Origin of the sequence: Vreelandella venusta (genome assembly GCF_007989605.1) — a bacterium.
In the GTDB taxonomy this organism is placed as follows: domain Bacteria; phylum Pseudomonadota; class Gammaproteobacteria; order Pseudomonadales; family Halomonadaceae; genus Vreelandella; species Vreelandella venusta.
The window spans coordinates 153,806-171,527 of the sequence record NZ_BJUL01000007.1; the positions used below are offsets into that span (position 1 = coordinate 153,806).

General features: G+C 48.5%; 24 protein-coding genes. 9 read left to right on the forward strand and 15 right to left on the reverse strand.

Going from position 1 to position 17,722, the window contains the following annotated elements; genetic code table 11:
* Position 1: 1 nt before the first annotated feature.
* Together HVE01_RS09995 and HVE01_RS10000 are read right to left on the reverse strand one after the other, a co-directional pair.
* Positions 2-1,297, reverse strand: coding sequence for a sensor histidine kinase (locus tag HVE01_RS09995; RefSeq protein ID WP_146943844.1), 1,296 nt, complete (start codon positions 1,295-1,297; stop codon positions 2-4).
* The gene (locus HVE01_RS10000; protein ID WP_125747218.1) at positions 1,297-1,968 is read right to left on the reverse strand and encodes a response regulator transcription factor; all 672 of its coding nucleotides are present in this window, start codon (positions 1,966-1,968) and stop codon (positions 1,297-1,299) included. The genes HVE01_RS09995 and HVE01_RS10000 overlap by 1 nt, the downstream gene beginning before the upstream one ends.
* Positions 1,969-2,199: 231 nt before the next feature.
* Between HVE01_RS10000 and HVE01_RS10005 the strand changes: the two genes are divergently transcribed.
* From HVE01_RS10005 to HVE01_RS10025, 5 genes are read left to right on the forward strand one after another with little or no spacing between them, the layout of a single operon-like run.
* Positions 2,200-2,766 carry an isochorismatase family protein gene (locus HVE01_RS10005; protein ID WP_125747216.1) on the forward strand — a complete coding sequence of 189 codons (567 nt, stop codon included), beginning with the start codon at positions 2,200-2,202 and terminating at the stop codon, positions 2,764-2,766.
* A complete protein-coding gene (locus HVE01_RS10010; RefSeq protein WP_213017556.1) occupies positions 2,741-3,766 on the forward strand; it encodes a GlxA family transcriptional regulator in 1,026 nt (341 codons plus the stop codon). Before HVE01_RS10005 ends, HVE01_RS10010 begins: the two co-directional genes overlap by 26 nt.
* 45 nt (positions 3,767-3,811) lie before the next feature.
* Positions 3,812-4,615, forward strand: a complete 804-nt coding sequence (locus HVE01_RS10015; RefSeq protein ID WP_146943846.1) for a helix-turn-helix domain-containing protein — start codon at positions 3,812-3,814, stop codon at positions 4,613-4,615.
* 52 nt (positions 4,616-4,667) lie between these two features.
* The gene (locus HVE01_RS10020) at positions 4,668-5,126 is read left to right on the forward strand and encodes a carboxymuconolactone decarboxylase family protein (RefSeq protein WP_146943848.1); all 459 of its coding nucleotides are present in this window, start codon (positions 4,668-4,670) and stop codon (positions 5,124-5,126) included.
* Positions 5,127-5,171: 45 nt separating this feature from the next.
* Complete coding sequence (locus HVE01_RS10025; protein ID WP_125747210.1) at positions 5,172-5,378, forward strand: YrhK family protein; 207 nt, start codon at positions 5,172-5,174, stop codon at positions 5,376-5,378.
* A gap of 125 nt (positions 5,379-5,503) precedes the next feature.
* On the opposite strand, the gene HVE01_RS10030 is transcribed toward HVE01_RS10025, so the two are convergent.
* The 9 genes from HVE01_RS10030 to HVE01_RS10070 all read right to left on the reverse strand — a co-directional run bounded on the left by HVE01_RS10030 (position 5,504) and on the right by HVE01_RS10070 (position 11,054).
* A complete protein-coding gene (locus HVE01_RS10030; RefSeq protein WP_146943850.1) occupies positions 5,504-6,055 on the reverse strand; it encodes a GNAT family N-acetyltransferase in 552 nt (183 codons plus the stop codon).
* Between the two features lie 67 nt (positions 6,056-6,122).
* Positions 6,123-6,680, reverse strand: coding sequence for a dihydrofolate reductase family protein (locus HVE01_RS10035; RefSeq protein WP_146943852.1), 558 nt, complete (start codon positions 6,678-6,680; stop codon positions 6,123-6,125).
* Between the two features lie 15 nt (positions 6,681-6,695).
* Positions 6,696-7,475, reverse strand: coding sequence for an alpha/beta fold hydrolase (locus HVE01_RS10040; RefSeq protein ID WP_125747204.1), 780 nt, complete (start codon positions 7,473-7,475; stop codon positions 6,696-6,698).
* A gap of 136 nt (positions 7,476-7,611) precedes the next feature.
* A complete protein-coding gene (locus HVE01_RS10045) occupies positions 7,612-8,190 on the reverse strand; it encodes a DJ-1/PfpI family protein (protein ID WP_146943854.1) in 579 nt (192 codons plus the stop codon).
* 115 nt (positions 8,191-8,305) lie between these two features.
* Complete coding sequence (locus HVE01_RS10050; RefSeq protein WP_146943856.1) at positions 8,306-8,851, reverse strand: nucleotidyltransferase family protein; 546 nt, start codon at positions 8,849-8,851, stop codon at positions 8,306-8,308.
* 57 nt (positions 8,852-8,908) lie between these two features.
* Positions 8,909-9,340: a GFA family protein gene (locus HVE01_RS10055; protein ID WP_146943858.1), complete on the reverse strand. Its 432-nt coding sequence runs from the start codon at positions 9,338-9,340 to the stop codon at positions 8,909-8,911.
* 52 nt (positions 9,341-9,392) lie between these two features.
* Positions 9,393-9,818: an N-acetyltransferase gene (locus HVE01_RS10060; RefSeq protein ID WP_125747197.1), complete on the reverse strand. Its 426-nt coding sequence runs from the start codon at positions 9,816-9,818 to the stop codon at positions 9,393-9,395.
* A gap of 217 nt (positions 9,819-10,035) precedes the next feature.
* Entirely contained in the window at positions 10,036-10,596 is a 561-nt protein-coding gene (locus tag HVE01_RS10065; RefSeq protein WP_198350392.1) for a flavodoxin family protein, read from the reverse strand.
* Positions 10,596-11,054 carry a VOC family protein gene (locus HVE01_RS10070; RefSeq protein ID WP_146943862.1) on the reverse strand — a complete coding sequence of 153 codons (459 nt, stop codon included), beginning with the start codon at positions 11,052-11,054 and terminating at the stop codon, positions 10,596-10,598. The genes HVE01_RS10065 and HVE01_RS10070 overlap by 1 nt, the downstream gene beginning before the upstream one ends.
* Positions 11,055-11,155: 101 nt before the next feature.
* Between HVE01_RS10070 and soxR the strand changes: the two genes are divergently transcribed.
* Positions 11,156-11,638, forward strand: coding sequence for a redox-sensitive transcriptional activator SoxR (gene soxR / locus HVE01_RS10075; RefSeq protein ID WP_146943864.1), 483 nt, complete (start codon positions 11,156-11,158; stop codon positions 11,636-11,638).
* Positions 11,639-11,697: 59 nt separating this feature from the next.
* On the opposite strand, the gene HVE01_RS10080 is transcribed toward soxR, so the two are convergent.
* Positions 11,698-12,105 carry a hypothetical protein gene (locus HVE01_RS10080; protein ID WP_146943866.1) on the reverse strand — a complete coding sequence of 136 codons (408 nt, stop codon included), beginning with the start codon at positions 12,103-12,105 and terminating at the stop codon, positions 11,698-11,700.
* A gap of 167 nt (positions 12,106-12,272) precedes the next feature.
* Between HVE01_RS10080 and rlmF the strand changes: the two genes are divergently transcribed.
* Complete coding sequence (rlmF, locus tag HVE01_RS10085; protein ID WP_125747187.1) at positions 12,273-13,217, forward strand: 23S rRNA (adenine(1618)-N(6))-methyltransferase RlmF; 945 nt, start codon at positions 12,273-12,275, stop codon at positions 13,215-13,217.
* A gap of 34 nt (positions 13,218-13,251) precedes the next feature.
* On the opposite strand, the gene HVE01_RS10090 is transcribed toward rlmF, so the two are convergent.
* The 3 genes from HVE01_RS10090 to HVE01_RS10100 all read right to left on the reverse strand — a co-directional run bounded on the left by HVE01_RS10090 (position 13,252) and on the right by HVE01_RS10100 (position 15,240).
* Positions 13,252-13,581 (reverse strand): DHCW motif cupin fold protein, encoded by a 330-nt coding sequence (locus HVE01_RS10090; protein ID WP_125747185.1) that lies wholly within the window; start codon positions 13,579-13,581, stop codon positions 13,252-13,254.
* Between the two features lie 223 nt (positions 13,582-13,804).
* A complete protein-coding gene (locus HVE01_RS10095) occupies positions 13,805-14,701 on the reverse strand; it encodes a prolyl oligopeptidase family serine peptidase (RefSeq protein WP_186808833.1) in 897 nt (298 codons plus the stop codon).
* Between the two features lie 101 nt (positions 14,702-14,802).
* The gene (locus HVE01_RS10100) at positions 14,803-15,240 is read right to left on the reverse strand and encodes a hypothetical protein (RefSeq protein ID WP_244973794.1); all 438 of its coding nucleotides are present in this window, start codon (positions 15,238-15,240) and stop codon (positions 14,803-14,805) included.
* A 561-nt stretch (positions 15,241-15,801) separates the two neighbouring features.
* Here HVE01_RS10100 and HVE01_RS10105 point away from each other — a divergent pair.
* Together HVE01_RS10105 and HVE01_RS10110 are read left to right on the forward strand one after the other, a co-directional pair.
* Positions 15,802-16,542: a class I SAM-dependent methyltransferase gene (locus tag HVE01_RS10105; RefSeq protein WP_125747179.1), complete on the forward strand. Its 741-nt coding sequence runs from the start codon at positions 15,802-15,804 to the stop codon at positions 16,540-16,542.
* A gap of 2 nt (positions 16,543-16,544) precedes the next feature.
* Positions 16,545-17,720, forward strand: coding sequence for a peptidogalycan biosysnthesis protein (locus HVE01_RS10110; protein WP_186808834.1), 1,176 nt, complete (start codon positions 16,545-16,547; stop codon positions 17,718-17,720).
* Positions 17,721-17,722: the final 2 nt, after the last annotated feature.

The following is a 17,722-nucleotide window of genomic DNA, read 5'->3' on the forward strand; positions in this document are numbered from 1 at the left end:
ATTACCAGCGTAGGGTTACGCAAGCCCTCGGGTAGTCAAGTACGAACTCAAACTGCCAATCAAGCCGGTTGGCTATACGCTCAACCAACTGCAGGCCTAATCCGAAGCTAACCGTTTCAGATTTGCCAGCAGCATCTACGGGGTTTGAAATAACCAACGAGTTATCTGTAATCACTAGGGTAATCGTCCCACTACTGGTGTGCTGGAAAGCATTACGGATCAAGTTGGCTAGTACAATGCGAAACAGATCATGTTCAATGTTGATACTGCTGGCCTGATCGTTAAGCGACACCTGAATATTTTTATTCTCAACTAAGTACTGCATATCCACCAACAGTTCGCTACACAATGCGCCTGGCCAGACGATGGACTTTCCAATAGGTCTGGAGGATGGGCGTGCCAGCCACAAAAGGGCTTCCGACAACAAAATCATATTGGCGCAGGCGCGACTAGCCCGCAACAGAGAAGGGAAATTAGGATCCTCAGGAGCCGTTCTCACTCCTAACGTATCCAGGGAGGCCTGAATAATCGCGAGGGGGGTTCTCAACTCGTGACTAGCATGGCGCAAAAACTGCTGCTCACGTTCGTTGTATTCTCTTACCTGTTGTAGTGTCGACAGCAGTTGATTGGCAATTTGGTTGAGTTCACTGATTGAGAACTGAACATCAATTTCACTGCCTGGATGCTGCTTAACCCGACTTGACCACTCCACGAGTAGCGCTAGAGGCTTCACGGCGCTCTTAAATAGCCAGGAGATAACCAAAAATAGCACCAGGCTAAATACTCCAGTCACCAGGCTAGCCTCGATCAATGCCTGCTTGAAAATAGCTTCGGCCAAGGCATCAATCTTGTCGGCCTCTTCAAACTCCAACAGGTAAAGGCCACCGGCCTGCTGTTCTTGAGACCGCTCTTGAGACCGCCCTTGTGACTGAACCTGCGAATAGAGCAAATAACCGTATTCACGAATACCCTGCTCATTAACCCGCTCTATTTCCAGCGGCTCCCGGGGTTGAGTTTTACTGCTAGAAAATAGCTGCCGGATCTCTAGGGGAATATCATCCCACTCCCGGTAGGCACTCACGTCACCTCGCTGCGGCAGTACAAAGTCGGGGTTGTTATTGGCCGCCTGCTGCAGCTTAATCGCATCAAGATGCATATAATACTTAGCCGCCTGACCCACCTGATAAAAGCTGAAAATAGTGACCAGCGCAATCTGCCCAATAAAGATGGCAATGGCCAAATACAGCAAGTGCTGTCGAGACTGGGCGGCTAAACTACGAACCGGATTGGAAGACATCAGCGCGTCTCCACAAACAGCGACAGCCCAACCCCGACATGGGTATGAATAAGGAGCTGTTCAAAAGGTTTATCAACCACTTTACGCAGTTGGTGTAAGTGCACGTTGACGGTTCCCTCCTCCACCTCCTCACCTGGCCAGACATGCTCCACAATTTCGTTTCTCGAAACCACAGCGGGCGATCGACGGGCAAGCAATAACAGAATTTTCCAGCTGGTCGGCGTCAGTTTCAGCTCCTGATCAGCACGAATGGCCCGGTGCTCTTTTGGATAGATCCTAAGATCAGCAATCCGTATACATTCACGCTCGGGATGGCGACGACGGTACAGCGCATTCAGTCGAGCCAAGAGTAGCGGCATCGTGCAAGGCTTGATGACATAGTCATCGACACCGGCATTAAACCCCTCCATTTGATCGCCTTCCATATCGCAAGCGGTCAGCATTAGTATCGGCGTATCAACACCATTAGCCCTCAATTGCCGACAAACATCGATGCCCTGCACCTTCGGCAGCATGTTATCCAGGACCAAACCGTCATAATGCTGCTGGGATGCCAGAGTAATACCGCTGGCCCCAGTATAGGCAAAGTCGCATTCGACACGGTGCAATTCCAGGTACTCGGAAATAGCCAGTGCCAAGTCCCGGTCATCTTCAATGATTAATATTTTCATGGCGGCCGACTACGCGGAAAAGAATAATTAGCTTAAATGGAAATGCCTTAATATTACATTAAGACTGCCGTTTTTTAGCCGTGCGCATAATCGTCGCTTCACCGCCTTAGTTTGCCGTCGCCCATGAATGCTATGTGGCCGAAATTGACCGCTTTTAGACCGCGCAAGGTATCGTTAGCTGAGATGGGAGTAGCTAATCTGTAGCCTCACTTCAACACGATGAGATTAGCCATGACTCAGCCTAAAACCGCACTGCTATTAATTGACGTTCAAGCGTCCTTTCCCGCCCGCGACTATTGGGTAGAATCACTAGCGCAAGCATGGCGCCCCAAGCAGCGGGCGATGCTAGATGCGGCGCAGTCAAATAACATACCTGTTGTGCGCGTTTTTCATGAAGAGCCTGGTAGCCAAGGCGCTTTTGACCCCGCTAATGGCCTAATTCGCCCGCTTGATGGTTTTGACGATGAAGCGGCAGTGACCTTCCATAAACGTGTTCATAATGCATTCAGCGATACTGAGCTTGAAAATTGGTTACGCGAACGCGGCATTACGCAACTTGCGATTAGCGGTATTCGTACAGAACAGTGCTGCGAGACAACCACCCGGATAGCATCAGATTTAGGTTTTAGCGTTGATTTTGTCAGCGATGCAACGCTGACGTTCCCTATGACGCGTAACGGCATTACATGGTCAGCCGATGATATTAAGGCACGTACCGAACTGGTACTTGAAGACCGTTTTGCGCGTATTATCAGTACACAAGACTTGATCAATGAGTGGCAAAACACGCGTGAGTAAAGAGCAACAAAACAGTCAACCGCTCTCCCAAAGAGCCAACACCCTGCGGATTGCGGTATTGATGATGCCTGGCCAAGTGCCGCTTGACTTGGTCGGGCCTCTTCAAGTCTTACAATGTGCCGACCGGCTATCAATCGATGTTGAGGTTTGCTATGTCGGCCCAAAAACCGCTATGCCGTGGTTAGGGCCGCTGACGCTTAGTGGCATTGACCCGTTACCCGAACAGCTGCCGCCTCAACAGCTACTGCTAATTCCAGGACAGTATCGCAATAGTGTTGAGCCATTGGCGCAGCAAGAGTGTGTTAGTTGGCTTAAGGCAAACGCATGCTATGCGGACACACTGATGACGGTTTGCTCCGGCACGCTATTACTGGCTGACGCAGGCTTGCTGGAGGGGCGACGCTGCACGACGCATCACACATTAATCGAGCAGTTACAGGCTAAAGCGCCTAAGGCCAAGGTGCAAAGCGATTGTATTTTTATTGAAGATGGCCGCTATTTAACCAGCGCTGGGATTTCAACCGGTATAGATACCATGCTGTACTGGCTAACCCGCGCTTGCGGTCATTCATTGGCGCTAGCGGTAGCGCGAGAGATGGTGCTATACCTTCGCCGCAGCGGCCAGGAGCCTCAGCTGGGAGCTTGGCTTGAGGGCCGCAATCATGTGGATGAACGGCTGCATCGCGTTCAAGATGCAATATGTGCCGCCCCCTCGCAAACCTGGCGTATTGAAACATTAGCGACTCAAGCAGCTATGAGTGAGCGCCATTTCCGGCGCCGATTCAAAAGTCTCACCGGCATGCTGGTGGGAGACTACATTATCGGGTTGCGCCTGCAACGCGCTAAAACGTTAATGACCGAGACGCCATGGACGCTGGCAAGGGTGGCCGAAGCATCCGGTTTCGGTGATGAGCGGCAGCTAAGGCGTATCTGGGCTCGCCATGAGAAAGTACCACCGAGTGTATGGCGCCGCGCCAGTTCTCAAAAGCTGCTGGATTAAGCCAATACGAGCTACCATTAGGAAAACATATTGCGGGTTGACCCCATGACCGATCTTATCCTGCCAAGCCACGCTAACTACCTCAATTTTCGGCATCGCCTACCTGATAAGCGTTTAGCCCCGTGGGTACAGTGTCTTTGGTCAATGGGAGGCTCAGGGGATGTTACTGACCCCAAAACCGAAAAATTTTATCCCGATGCTGGCGCTAGTCTCAGTATCAAGCTAGCTAGTTCTCACCCCATCATTACGCTCTGTTTTAACAGGCGAACGCTAATAGAAACACTCGACGCCCAAACTCCCTGTCTGGGGATTCGCTTTAAAGCAACAGGCGTTCACTGCCTGTTAGGCTTACTACCCGAAGCATTCGCAGATAAACCGCAGCGCTTAGATAACGAACTTGAAACACCGGCGTTACAAGGGTTAATGTCCGTGGCGGAGCACCTCTACCGCCTGGACGCACAGCAGGGTTTACGCCTGTTAGAAACATGGTTGTTACACCGGCTAAAGAGCCAGTCACTGGTCAATAGCCGCACCCTCAGGATTGTTCAAGCGATTGGGGAACTAAAGCATCCCCCTCAACAGTTAGGTGCCACACTAGGGGTGACTAGGCGAACCCTGGAACGCAAATTAAAGCGCGAGGTGGGCGTTACGCCAGGCCAATTAGTCGCCTATGCCCGACTAGACCGCGCCCGTCATAGGCTACTTGAAACCACGCTGCCCCTAGCGGAAATAGCGCTGCAATGCGGCTACTATGACCAAGCTCACTTCACTCATGCCTTTCAATCACTCGCCTATGAAACGCCCGCCGCCTATCGCAAGCGTAAACTGTCGCAAATTTACAAGGCGTAAAAAAGCCTCGACGTTAAGCTGAGCCCTCAACTTACGCATTGAGGTCATCCATATGTCGACTCGTCTCTCTCAGCAGTCTGTGTATCGCCTTGTCCCACGCCTAGCTAAAAACCTGATTGCATTAGGCAACGTTGCGGAAGATTCAACGCTTAATCGCACCATTGTTCACTTAGTCAACCTGCGTGTTTCGCAAATAAACCACTGCTGCTTTTGCCAGCACATGCATTCTCAAGAGGCCAGAGACGACGGCGAGCATCAAGTTCGCCTAGACGTGTTACCGGCCTGGCGGGAAGCTTCCTGCTTTAGCACACAAGAACGTGCCGCACTCGCCTGGGCTGAAGCACTCACACTCATCAGTCAACAGCCCTCCATCAGCGACGACACCTATCAAAACGCATTAACTGCCTTTGGTGAGCAGGGGCTAGTTGATCTAACTGCGATTATTGTGCAAATCAACAGCTGGAATCGGATATCGGTGGGCTTTCAGTTTGCCCCGGACATTCGTATCTAAGCCATCTTGGATACCTGACAATAAAACTTGAGATGGGTGAATGGAATGAACAGTGTGACGAAACAGCGTCAACGACTTCCCAACTTTCTGGGTCTCTTATCCAGTCTATGTTTTTTCTTTGGCAGTCTTTTATTCCTACCGTCAGGCGCTATTTATGCAACCGTAGGCGTATGGTGTTTTGTGATGGGCTCACTCATCATGTTTATTATTTACGCAATGAGTATTAGAAATATGGGTAAAAAGCACGTCTAGTTGAGCCAACAGCTAACCTTGATGTAGCCGCTGGGTTGTCAACTACCTAGCGGCTCTAGAAGGCAATGCCCTCTACGCAATATCAATGTCGCTAGCGCATTCGCTTTCAGCATCCAGTAGAGCCATCAAGCACTTGGCGAGTTCGCAATAGTGCAGTGTAAAGAGCACCACTGCTGCAGCGTTAGTCGGTACAACCTCACTGGGCGAGCGTAGAATTCGATCGTATCAAACTGACTAAACCCTGCCTTCTCTGCGACTTTGAGTGATGCACCATTATCAGGCTCAATAACAGCGACCACGGAAGCAAGTTGCTTTTGACTGAATGCCACACTGAGTACCGCTTGCACTGCTTCAGTCGCCAAGCCCATGCCCCAGTATTGTTTAGCCAGCCGATAACCTAGCCCAATTTCTTCTACACCATTAACCTCTTCGGGGCTAACACCGCAAAAGCCAATAAGCTTATCGGCTCCCTTCTCAACCAAAGCCCACGGCCCAATACGGTGAGATAAATAGCGCTCCAAACACCAATCGATAAATCGCCGCGTTGCGGCTGCATCACAAACGCCTCGGATCGAGTGCTTCATGACGTCAGGATCACTGAGGATCTTGGTCAATTCGGGAACATCGTTTAAGGACAGCGTTCGTATAACCAGACGCTGCGTTTCACAAATTTGCACCGTTTTCTCCTTGTGCACGATGCCCAAAGCCGCTGTTGCTGCGGTACTGCTTAGGCAGCGCTGAAAATCAGCTTACCTTGTACTTCGTTTGAATAAAATTGTTTGGGAATGCGATCGCTTCGGCCTCTTCAAGCCTAATCTGTTGGTTAAGGCTTCCAAACAGATCGATACCGCCACCTAAAAGAATAGGTGCTTTTGTGATGGTCATTTCATCAATTAGCCCAAGATTGAGAAACGAAGTTATGGTTGAACCGCCATCTATATAGGCATGTTTAAATCCTTTACTTGCCAGCTCAGCCATTAAGTCTTGAATCTCACCAGCGTACATTTCCACTTTGCCTTGCAAGTTTTCAGGAGGTTCGCTGACTGAATGACTAAGCACAACGATATGAAGGTCACCATAGGGCCATTGGTCAGGCGCTAAATTCATCCCCGAGATAACGTCCATGCACTTACGCCCCATCACCATACAATCAACGGAGTCAATAAAGCTCTGAAAGCCCATATCGGGGTTCTCACGCATATCTGCCTCTAAGTTGCCAGCGGTATGAAGCCAGTCAACGCCACCGTCTGCGGTCGCAATATATCCGTCAGCACTTGTTGCTATATAAACAGAACACTTCATCAACATCTCCGTAATTTACAAACCATGACCAAGTGCCAACTTAATGTGCGTAGAGAACTTTTCGGGACTTTCTTGGGGTAACATATGCCCCTCGCCAGCAACTTCGTTAATCACAGAGTTGGCTAACAAATGAGCGGTTTGTTGAGCAATAAGTCTAAACATATCACGCGTTTCCGCCCCATAACCTATAACGATTGGAGCACTGATTTTGGAGACCAACTCAGCGTTTATGGCTGGTTGCTCTTGTTGATTCAGTTGATGGGTTAACGTGTACGCTTTAGATATCTGCAGCGCTTGGATACTTTCGTCCTGAGTAGAAAAATACCCTTCTCTATTGCCTGAACCGTCAATTAAGCGCTCAACCGCTAATTGCATATTTCCAGCATGAAAATTTTCAAAAACCGGACTAAACATGGCGCTGGCATCCGACTGCCAAACCTCCATTTTCTCTCCTTGTAAACAGCCTGGATAACCAGGCTCGTACAGGAACACGTTAGACAACGCTAAATCATGTGTCACCAACATATTAATGATGACATCCGCCCCGTAAGACCAACCAACAATATTAATGGGTTTATCTTTAGGCAAGTTCGACAGCAGTTCAGCTAAATCATTGGCATGCGTATTTAGACCAAAACCACCTGAACAAGGCTCGCCAAAGTGCCTCAAAGTAACAGAAATCACCTCATAGTCAGCTTTCAGGTATTCAATATGAGGAAGCCACATAGCGCCATCGGTGAGCGCCCCATGAACCAGTACTAAGTAGTCACCGGTTCCCTCTTGAAAAGAGTCCATTACAGTCATTCCTAAATCGGTTACAAGCTTTTTCCATGCTCTAACTAGCACGGGATTGAGTAAAAAATAGCACCACCACAAGTTGCAATAATATCCTGGTGGCAATCACTGTGACCTGGCTGCAGAAAGCGTAATCCTAACGATTCCAGCGATATTCCATTTGTCGCGCTGTTTTCTCCGCAAGCTCGGTGCTGCGTAACTTGGCGACCAAGTGTAAGCACATATCGATTCCCGCAGAGATGCCACCTGAACTAATGACACCGCCATCGTCTACCCAGCGCACGTCATCCACCACATCAAGCAGCGGAAACTGAGCTTTTAAATCACCTTGGTCATCCCAGTGAGTAGTTACTCTGCCTTTCAGGCTAGGCTGTGCATTAGCAACTAAGAAGATGCCGGTACACACTGTGGCTACCTGCTGCACTATGGCTGCTTGATGTGCAATCCAGGCCTTTACCTTTTCGTTTGCCATTTCACCCGTGTGCACACCACCGACAACAATCAATACATCAATGGGCGGGTGATTATCGATGCTGGCATTTGGCAGCACCTGGTAGCCCGCCCGGGCAGTTACTGGGCCGTCTTTTTCAGCAATTAAAAATACTGAAAACGGCTCGTCTTCATCACTAACGCGACTGGCCGTGGTAAAAACTTCAAAGGGACCCGAGAAGTCGAGTACTTCTGCTTGGTCATAGATATAGATGCCAATGTTCATTTGAGGACGTCCTTAGAATCTAAGCCTGCTATTTGCCAACAGTTAACAATAAAGCCACCACTCCTCGCCATGCGTTACACCGCGCACAGTTCAACACTCATTAAATTAGCTGGTGTTAAACACTTACTACCAACTTTGGCCACGTTTGAAGCCACCGCTTATTGTATACCCGAGCGTCAAAGTCTGTTCGCTTTGGCCGTTTTGGATTTAATGTAATGGTATAGTTAAACAGTGACTTAACGCCAAAAGGAGCCATAATTATTAGCTCTCCGCGATCATCCAACGCAGCGCCTACAGCAGTTTCTACTTCTACCCAGAAACTCATAGCATCTTCGGTTGACGTATACGGATAATCGCCATTGCGCGCGTGCATTCTTGCTTGATTCTTTACTGACCAGGGTAAGGTTGAAACGCCCATTAACCTTCGCTCAATCTCACGATCACGAGAATCACCCACATCGTCCGAGTCGAAGTAAATTAAATCAATGTCGTTCAATCGCGTACTCGCTACAAAGCCATGCAGCTTGTCCCACACTAAGTTTCTAACGAACCCTGCAGCGAGACACCAACCCGGCAGCTTCTGCGCAGCTGCGGTAGTCAGCGCCGCCATGCGATCAGGATCACTCATTATCCATTGCTTGATCAGCACTTCATGATCCATCGCAACCCCTTATCATGGCGCTTTATTCTAATTACCGGAAATAAAACTGTGTATTCATCAGCTTATGCGCTGTAATGCTGCGTGAAGCGACTTTAAGCTATCGGGGCCTTCACCTAACCGAACACTATTGCACGACACTCGCTCCCATGCCGCCGATGAGTTCACATGTAGATGCACTGCGACGCATGATCCCGTCTCGTCATCGAGCAGTCCAGCGGGGATCCAGACAAGCTCAGTGTCTCTTAGTTTATTGGGCACTGAGCTGCCACAGGCGGCGCAAAAGTCATTCCGATAGCCCGTTGGCTTCTGAAAAGAGCGAATATTGGCTTGTCCAGAAATCCACTCGAAGCACTCCTCGCTGACAAACGTAGCGGCATTCGCTGAGGAACCAGTCGTTTTCCGACACAAAGAGCAGTGGCATTGATAAAAATTTGGTAGTTCTCCTTTAACGCTGAACTTAACCTCTCCGCAGAGACACTCACCTTTCATTCAACACTCCTATAATACTCTGCATCCAGCGGCCCAGACCGACGCCACCGCGCTAGCAATAATATTCCATGACTAACTCTGGGTGGCCAGTTTGTTCATCAACTTGCTCACCTAATGAAATAAATCCCTGCTTTTTATAAAAGTTGATACTGGGAGTATTTTCCCGGTAAACCGTTAGTTGCAAGCACTCCCTTCGGCTCTTGGCATCATCAAGCATAGCGGCTCCCACACCTCGCCCCTGCAAGCTTGGCGACACAAAAACGGCAGCCAGTGTATTTCCGTATAAACTGTAGAAGCCAGCTATCTGGTTCTCAGATTCAAACACAAAAGTTTCCGAGGCAGGGATATAAACATCACGCATTTCGGTAACCTTTGACGCCCAAAAATCCGCTTCAACAAAAGCGTGCGCTTTAATCGATGCTGAAAGCCAGATCTCCAGAATCTGGTCAATATCCGTTTCTCGGTATTTGCGAATCATCTAAACGTTCCTTATTGATGGTCAGATGAGCATACAATAGCTTGTTTTTATTCGCTATTCTTGGGCTATTTATGACTCATTCCTCCTCCTGCGCTACCCCGCGCTTCGATTTAGCCATTGATTGAATTAGCCAGTGTTTTATTGCGTGGTAAGCGTAACTCATCCGCAAGGGCGTTCTGTCGCAATAACACCTGCTGCACCCCCAAGTTAACAATCTTTATGCCGCAAACTTCTTGCTGACTTGCGCCACCCGCTGTCCTAAATAACGTGCGGCTAGTAAGTCTGTTTCATCTAGCACGCCGTCTGTTGAATGAGCAATAAGCCCAGATTGTGCTCCCAGCCGGTTACGCATACCTGGATCGTAGTTGCCTGGGATATCCAGACCTACCCATAGCATGCCATGCTGGTTCGCAAACACTTGCATGTACTGAAGGGTATTCAACTGATCACCGCTTAAGTTAGCCCCAATAGTAAAACCAGCGGCAATCTTGTTTGCCCATAACTGTTTGGTCCAGAGTTCACTCGTGGCGTCACTAAAGGCTTTAAACTGGGCTGACACGCAGCCCATATAAGTCGGAGAGCCAAAGACTAAGGCATCGGCCTTTCCTAATTGCTGCAGCAGCTCGGTGTTACAAAAACGCCCTTCTACGATATCTGCGCCAACGATTTCTATTTGAATAGCATTAACTTCAGGCTGGGCTGCCGCTCCAACAGCGACAGCCTGGGCTAGTTGCTTAGTACTGCCCAAAGCAGAATGAAATACAACGGCAACCTTCATCACACGCCCCCGTTCTGTTGCCGCTCCACTGATTGCTGAGCATCGCGGTTTAGATTACGCTCGGCAGGGATATCGCTTAGGTACTCGACAAACTCCACTTCAAAACCAGCCGGATCGACAAAATAGACATTTTTTCGAAACGGCTCTATAGCGCCATGTTTGGCGATGGCGTAGCCCTCTTTATTGAGCCTAGCGACAACGGCATCAAGGTTATCGACCACATATGCAAAATGAGCCAGCCCAACGTAGTGACCTTTCAAATCGCGGTTCTCCCCTTCGCCGTGATCGCTTAACGCCAAGTAATTTTCATCGTCACCAAAGTGCACCCATTTACGCGGTTTGCCATACCATTCGCCATGACCTTCGTCCCGCACCCGCCAATGTGGAAAAACTGCCCGGTAAAAATCCAGCATGGCATCCATATCAGTAACCACCAGATTAACGTGCTCTAAGTACATACGAGACTCCTTGCGCTATGTGAGATGCAAGGGTAAAACCTCAACCTAAGTTGAGGTAAAGTGGTTTGTGGAAAAAAAATGGCAAAAATATGAGGTGAGTGATGGCAGAAGCAATTTGGAGTGTTGGTAAGGTTGCCAAGCGCTGCGGCATTAAAGTAAGCACTCTGCACTTTTACGAGCAGCAAGGGCTGATCCACAGCTGGCGTAATGCAGGCAATCAGCGGCGTTATAAACCAGAAGTGCTAAGGCGAATTTCGGTGATAAAAGCAGCGCAGAGAGTTGGCGTCAGTCTGGAGGAAATAAAGCAGGCTTTTGAATCATTACCGAATAACCGCACGCCAACGGTTGAAGACTGGCAGCAGCTTTCAAAAAACTGGCAGCAGATGCTGGATGGACGAATTGCTTACCTGCAAAAACTGCGCGATAACCTAGCGGGGTGTATCGGCTGTGGCTGCCTCAGCATGACTAGCTGCCCGCTCTATAACCCCGACGACAAACTGGCTAACTCAGGTAGCGGCCCTGTGCTGCTCGATCAGGCAGAGCAGAATGCCAGAACCCAGCAAGAGCCAAACGCTGGTTCATAGCCCTTAAAATAGTTCTTAAAATAGCTCTTAAAGTAACCCTCAATAGCAGCTCTTACGTCTTAATCTACACCAATGAACCACTTGGGTTTGATACGCCCAAAGTCTCGACGGATATTGGTTTTCAAGGCTTTCTTGGAATCCAGAACGACAGTATCCCGTTCAGTTCTAACAAACACCACCCAGTGCCAGAAAGGCCGGCCCTGCTCCGTGCGCCACTTGATCGCCAACAACGCCTTATCTGGAAGCGTCGCCCAAGCCTCGAATGGCGTCTCTGTTGGCGCAGCCGTGATACCCAAAGTACACAACAACTTACGGACATACTCGGTATCTGACCAAAGCGCGGTGTCTTCGGCATAAATACCCAAAGCATTGGCTGTCGCTTTGGCCTGCGCATAAGTAATGCCCGCAAGCGCGGCGCATGCAGCAATCCCACAGCCGGATATTTCTTCTTGAATAACAGGGTTCATTGAGTCTTCCAGTTAGTAAAGAACTATATGAAATGGTACGAGAGAAGATTAGCGGGTAATCGCTACCCCCGAACTGCCGAGCATGCACGTCACAGCCATTAAGATTATAATCACTGGCTAAGCCAGACCCATCCTACTATCGAACTCTAAGCCTCGGGCGTATTACTGTGAGCATCCCCCATCGAAGTGAAAAAAGCCAAGCTAGACCTGTTCGCAAAGGCCTACACCCGAGAAATCAACATAACCAAGGCTATGACTTCCCGGCTCTCGTAACAAGCCATCCAGCGCTAGCCTCCCATGTAAAACCGAACGTGCATGGCGACCTTTCCATCGATTTCGCAGATCCATTGGCAGTCAAAACTCTCAACGCTGCGTTATTAAACCGGCACTACAATATTGTCGACTGGGATATTCCAGAGGGCGCGCTTTGCCCGCCAATCCCAGGCAGAGCTGACTATATCCATTACATGGCTGACTTGCTGGAAGTTGGGCCTGGGCTAGAACAGCGCAGTATTAAGCTGCTCGATATCGGCACGGGAGCAAATGGAATCTACCCAATACTAGCCTGCCAAATTTACCGCTGGCAGTGTGTTGGCAGCGACATTAACCCTCAATCGCTTGAAAACGTAGCCACGATTATTGCCAACAACCCCACACTCAAAGAACGCTTCACGCTGCGCACACAGCACGATAAAAATCACATTTTTGAGGGGATCATTCAAGCTGGGGAATTCTTTGACGTCAGCGTATGCAACCCACCTTTCCATGCCTCGCTTGATGAAGCTCTTAAAGGTAGCCGGCTTAAACTCAATAACCTCGCTCGTAGTCGCGGTGAGCAAAAGGTAAAAACCAAATCCCCCACTTTGAATTTTGGCGGGTTGGAAGCTGAGCTTTGGTGTAAGGGGGGCGAACAGCTGTTTCTTAAAAAGCTCATAAGAGAAAGCAAGGTGTATTCAACGCAATGCCGCTGGTTTACTAGCCTGATTTCAAAAGCTGACCATGTTAAGCCTGCCAAGAAGTTGATTAGTAAGCTCGGTGCCGTTGATATACGAGAAATAGAGATGAAGCAGGGAAATAAGGTTACGAGAGTATTAGCCTGGACATTCATCTGAGCCGCCATCGCCGTGCTTCCTCAGGCCTATGCTACTAATCAACGACAAACAATTTAGCTCCTTGCTTTGTCGATGAGCGATGCAGTTCGGCATTATCGGCAACCTGGTAGCTCGATCCAGGCGTGAGAACAAAGCAGCGTCCATCGTCGAGTTCAGTATGAAGTTCACCTTCAAGGCAGAGCAATATGTGGCCTTTAGCACACCAATGATCCGCCAGATAACCAGGGCTATATTCAACCATACGCACCCGAATATCCCCAAAATTTTGGGTCTTCCAATAAGCAACGCCACTTTCTCCGGAATGCTCCGTCGGCTTAACTTCAGACCAATCTGTGACCCCAAAAGGTAAATCTGTAATGTTCAAACGGCATCTCCATAAGTAGATAACAGCAATTATTCCAGCGTGGGCCTAGTTTGGTATCGAACTAAAGCAAAGCGGCTCTCTGCGATTAACTCAGATCACCGCTCTATCAGCCAAGGAATTTTTCTTAGCCAATCCTTCGGTGCCTCACTATTGATGAACTTTGTCAGCTCCGGCTATAGATACACATTTGTGATTTCCAATTTTATGCATTGCCTACGAATCATCAGTCGCGCCAGCGGTCAGATGTATTGATCAGCCATCCACGTATGGACTCAGCGACGTCTTGGGTCATGGGTCGGCCATCTTGGTCAGATAAACCATGATCCATCTCGGGGTAGGCCATCAGCTCGATATTGAATTTACCTAAGTCGTGAAGATTTTCGACTAACTCAGCGACTGCCTCAGGTGAAACAGACTCATCGCTCCCGCCCTGCACAATTAAGGCGGGTATCTCTACACGGCTCAAAACAGATTCTTGATCAATCGAAAGCATGCTTCGCCACCATGCGTATCCATGGTTACTGACGTCTATATCCAACCTTTCGTTGCTGCTTAGAATATGCTCTGCAAAGCCGTTGAACCCCTCTATTGCGGATGCCACCGCGCTTTCTGGCTCGGTCAACTTAATGTTATGGTTCACATCATCAATAAACCATCGACCGCCCCCATTAATCATAATGACCGCGTCTGCCGTGTCGTACTCGGCTGCATACAAAGCGGCAACCACGGCTCCTTCGCTTCCTCCCAGAGCAATGACATTCTTGTAGCTGCCATCGCTTACCATGTCAGATACTACCGTATTGGCATCCTGAACTCGTTGCTCTGGCCTATCGTTCTCTAGGTAATAAGCGGGACAATCGGGTCTCTCTGCATTTGTATCGCGAGGCAAATCAGATGTGATTCCCGGCTTTTCAATCAGCAATAAATCCGCCGATGGCCAAGCAGAGTGAGACAGCTCTCTGATAAGATTGTTATGCTTGACACTATTACAGTCAGACCCTTGGAAAGATACTAGAAGCGTATCTGATGAAAGGTTATCGGATGCAACTTCTAGGTAATAGTCAATGACGCTGCCATCCGCTCTTCTGAGTGATGAGACAGCATCGTTTTCATTTGCCACAGCACTTGTAAGCCCGAAGAAGAAACAACCTACAACACATGTAGCCGTAAAATACTTCTTTCTTTTTGCTAATACCCGATGCATCCGCTGGTTATGTATTTTTACAAGATTGACCATTTCAAAACCACGCCAACTAAGTGAATTGAACCAAAAACTAAGCAAATAACCGAGCTCCATAGCCAAAAAGCGGTGCTATTTTGCTTTATCTGAGGATGATTAGTGATAAATGGAGCAATTAAGCCGCCTAAGCCTCGAAGTAAATAAATAGTTGTTATTGCGCACAAGGTTAATTTTAAAAAAGGCATGCTAGGTAACAGTCCCGCGCCAGACCATGCATAACAGCCCCAAATAATTAAAACTGAGGCAATCCCAAGTGTTATCACTGTTGGCCGCAAAGAGCGCTTCTCAGCCATTAGTGCCATTGCTTCCCCTGCACCAAAAAAACGATACCAGCCTGGGCCACCAATGACGACACCGACATGCAGCGCCGCTGCTAAAAAGCTCAATGAGCCAGCAACGATTAATAGTTCAAAACTCACAAAATATGTCTCCATTGTTCATGACTACTGCCTTTACACCCTAGCCCCATGTTCCGTTAGACTCTGCACTGCACATACTTTCTCTAAGCTGAACAACGCGCGACACTGCCTCCCAAGCCAGTTCTTATCGACCATTGGCAATACAGTTTATGGTAAATTTTGCGCACATTTCCAGAATAATTAGTTTTTAATTCTATTTCCTCGCTGCGCACTCGATCTTGTCTATACACTCGATATGAGTTGACTCATAACACTGCACTGCTAACCCTCATCGGCTTTTCTAGCTTAGCCAGAGAACAGCGCAAGAATTCCCTACAGTTGTCTCTAGCCAAGCTAACCCCTTCATAGTACGAATTAAAACCTAAACTGATAAGTGCCACTACGAGTCGACGTCGCGGTTGACCCAAACAACTATTAGTAAGTTAAGAGTCTTACTTAATAATTGTTAGTCAATCGAATTAAAAAATTACAATACGCAAAGAAAAAAAACATCAAATTTTAAGGTTGTTGCTATGTTAAATAAAGTGAACCTTCAGGTGTCCATGCGTAGGGAGTAGATAAATGTCACAACAATTTGACGAGCTTGCCGCCTTATATGAAAAAATGGCCGAGTGGCCATTTCGAAAGTACTGCGAGATACCCTCCACTATTGAAGCTCTAGGAGATATTAGCGGGCTCTCTATTCTTGATTTCGGCTGTGGTAGTGGCTTCTATACTCGGCTGTTAAAAAAGCATGGCGCCAAGGAAGTCGTCGGCTACGATATATCTTCAGGGATGATAAGTTACGCGCGTCGTCGCGAAGAGAAAGAGCAACATGGCATCTCATATCTTGATAATAAAGACAGTATCCCAGAGAATCATTTTGATATTGTTCTTTCTGTATATACTTTACCCTACGCGAAAAACCTAGCGGGCCTTATGGAATTGTGCGGTGATATGGTGCGCCCCATAATACCAGGCGGTCGTCTCGTAACACTTCCTCTTCACCCTGACTACGCGCTACAAACATCTTACTATCGCCCCTACGGTTTCGACCTCATTAGCAGCACTACTACTCCTAGAACTAACGAAACACCGCTGAAACTTCACTTGTGCCAGCCCCCCTATGATGACTTTGTAACGGCTTACTACTGGTCGAGTGAGGCATTAACTAACGCCTTGGAACACGCCGGGGTGAAAAATATTGAATGGCAAAACTTTCATGTAACCGATGAGGGCAACGAAGTTCACAAGAGTAGTTTTTGGGAGGCTTATCAAACATGCCCACACTCAATCATTCTCTCAGGACGCAAAGGAGTGTGAACGTGTTGACACCTCCCGTGTCCACCACCACCTCCCTGCCTCCCTTCGGAGCCGTCTGGGCTCGCTGGTTCAATTCGATCAGTTCTCTTGACCATCACGAGTGGGACTCACTGGTCGAAGACAGCAATTTTTTTAATAGCTACAGATGGTTACAGTCTCTTGAATACTTCAGTCGACCACGCTCTGTACTGGCAGCTTTCGGCCCTGGAGGGCTTTTGGCAGGCTGCCCAATATGGGAAGGACAGCCTGATGACCCTCTGTTTGCCCCCTCACACTGGTTTACAGAGTTGCCAGGGCCATGGAAGGAAAAATTTCTGTGGGTGGGAGCATACCGCTCTACGCATAATGAGCTGATCTGCGGGCATGGGGCTCGTCATCAAGAAGCGCTGGCACTGCTGCTTCATGAGCTCCAAAACAAATCCAATCATGATGGGTTGGCTGGCGTTCTACTGCCCTATATGCCGTTGAAAAGAGCTTTGTATGTCGCCTCACACCACCCTGATGCACAAGTGCTGCTTCATGATGCCGAAGCTTCTCAGCACATCTCACCAGGAGGCTTAGACGACACTATCTCGTCCTGGAAGAAACACTATCGAACACGCACACGAGCCGAAATAAATGCCTTCCACAATCAAGGAAACCAAATAGAGTGGTCACCTATTACGCCAGTACTAGAGGAAATACTGGTCAACCTTGTTGCCATGAATCGATCCAAACACGGCGCGACCACTGGAGCATCATGGATGCGCAAGGTTTTCATGAGTCAGCACCAGTCCAACGTCACTGATCACTCGATCGTCGCCCTTTCCCGAAACAAGGGGAAGATAAATGCTGCCACCATCTTTTATCGTTTCGGGAATTCGCTTCACGCCCGATATTTCGGTTCCGACTACACAGAGGAGAAGGACGACTTCCGTTACTTCGTTCTCAGCTACTACGCACCTTTAAGGTATGCACCCAAGCATGGCTTAAAGACATCCCACCTCTCAGTTTCAGCCTTGGATGCGAAAGCAAAACGTGGCGGATGCATCGAGCCACTCGCCACCGTCGCAATTTTTAGAAAAGAAAAATTAGCGGATGACCTTGTGAAGAAGCACAACTTCGCAGTCGTTGACAGTCACCAGAACAGGTTCCGCAAACATCTGGCCTCGGAATGGTTCAACGATGGAATCATCTGATA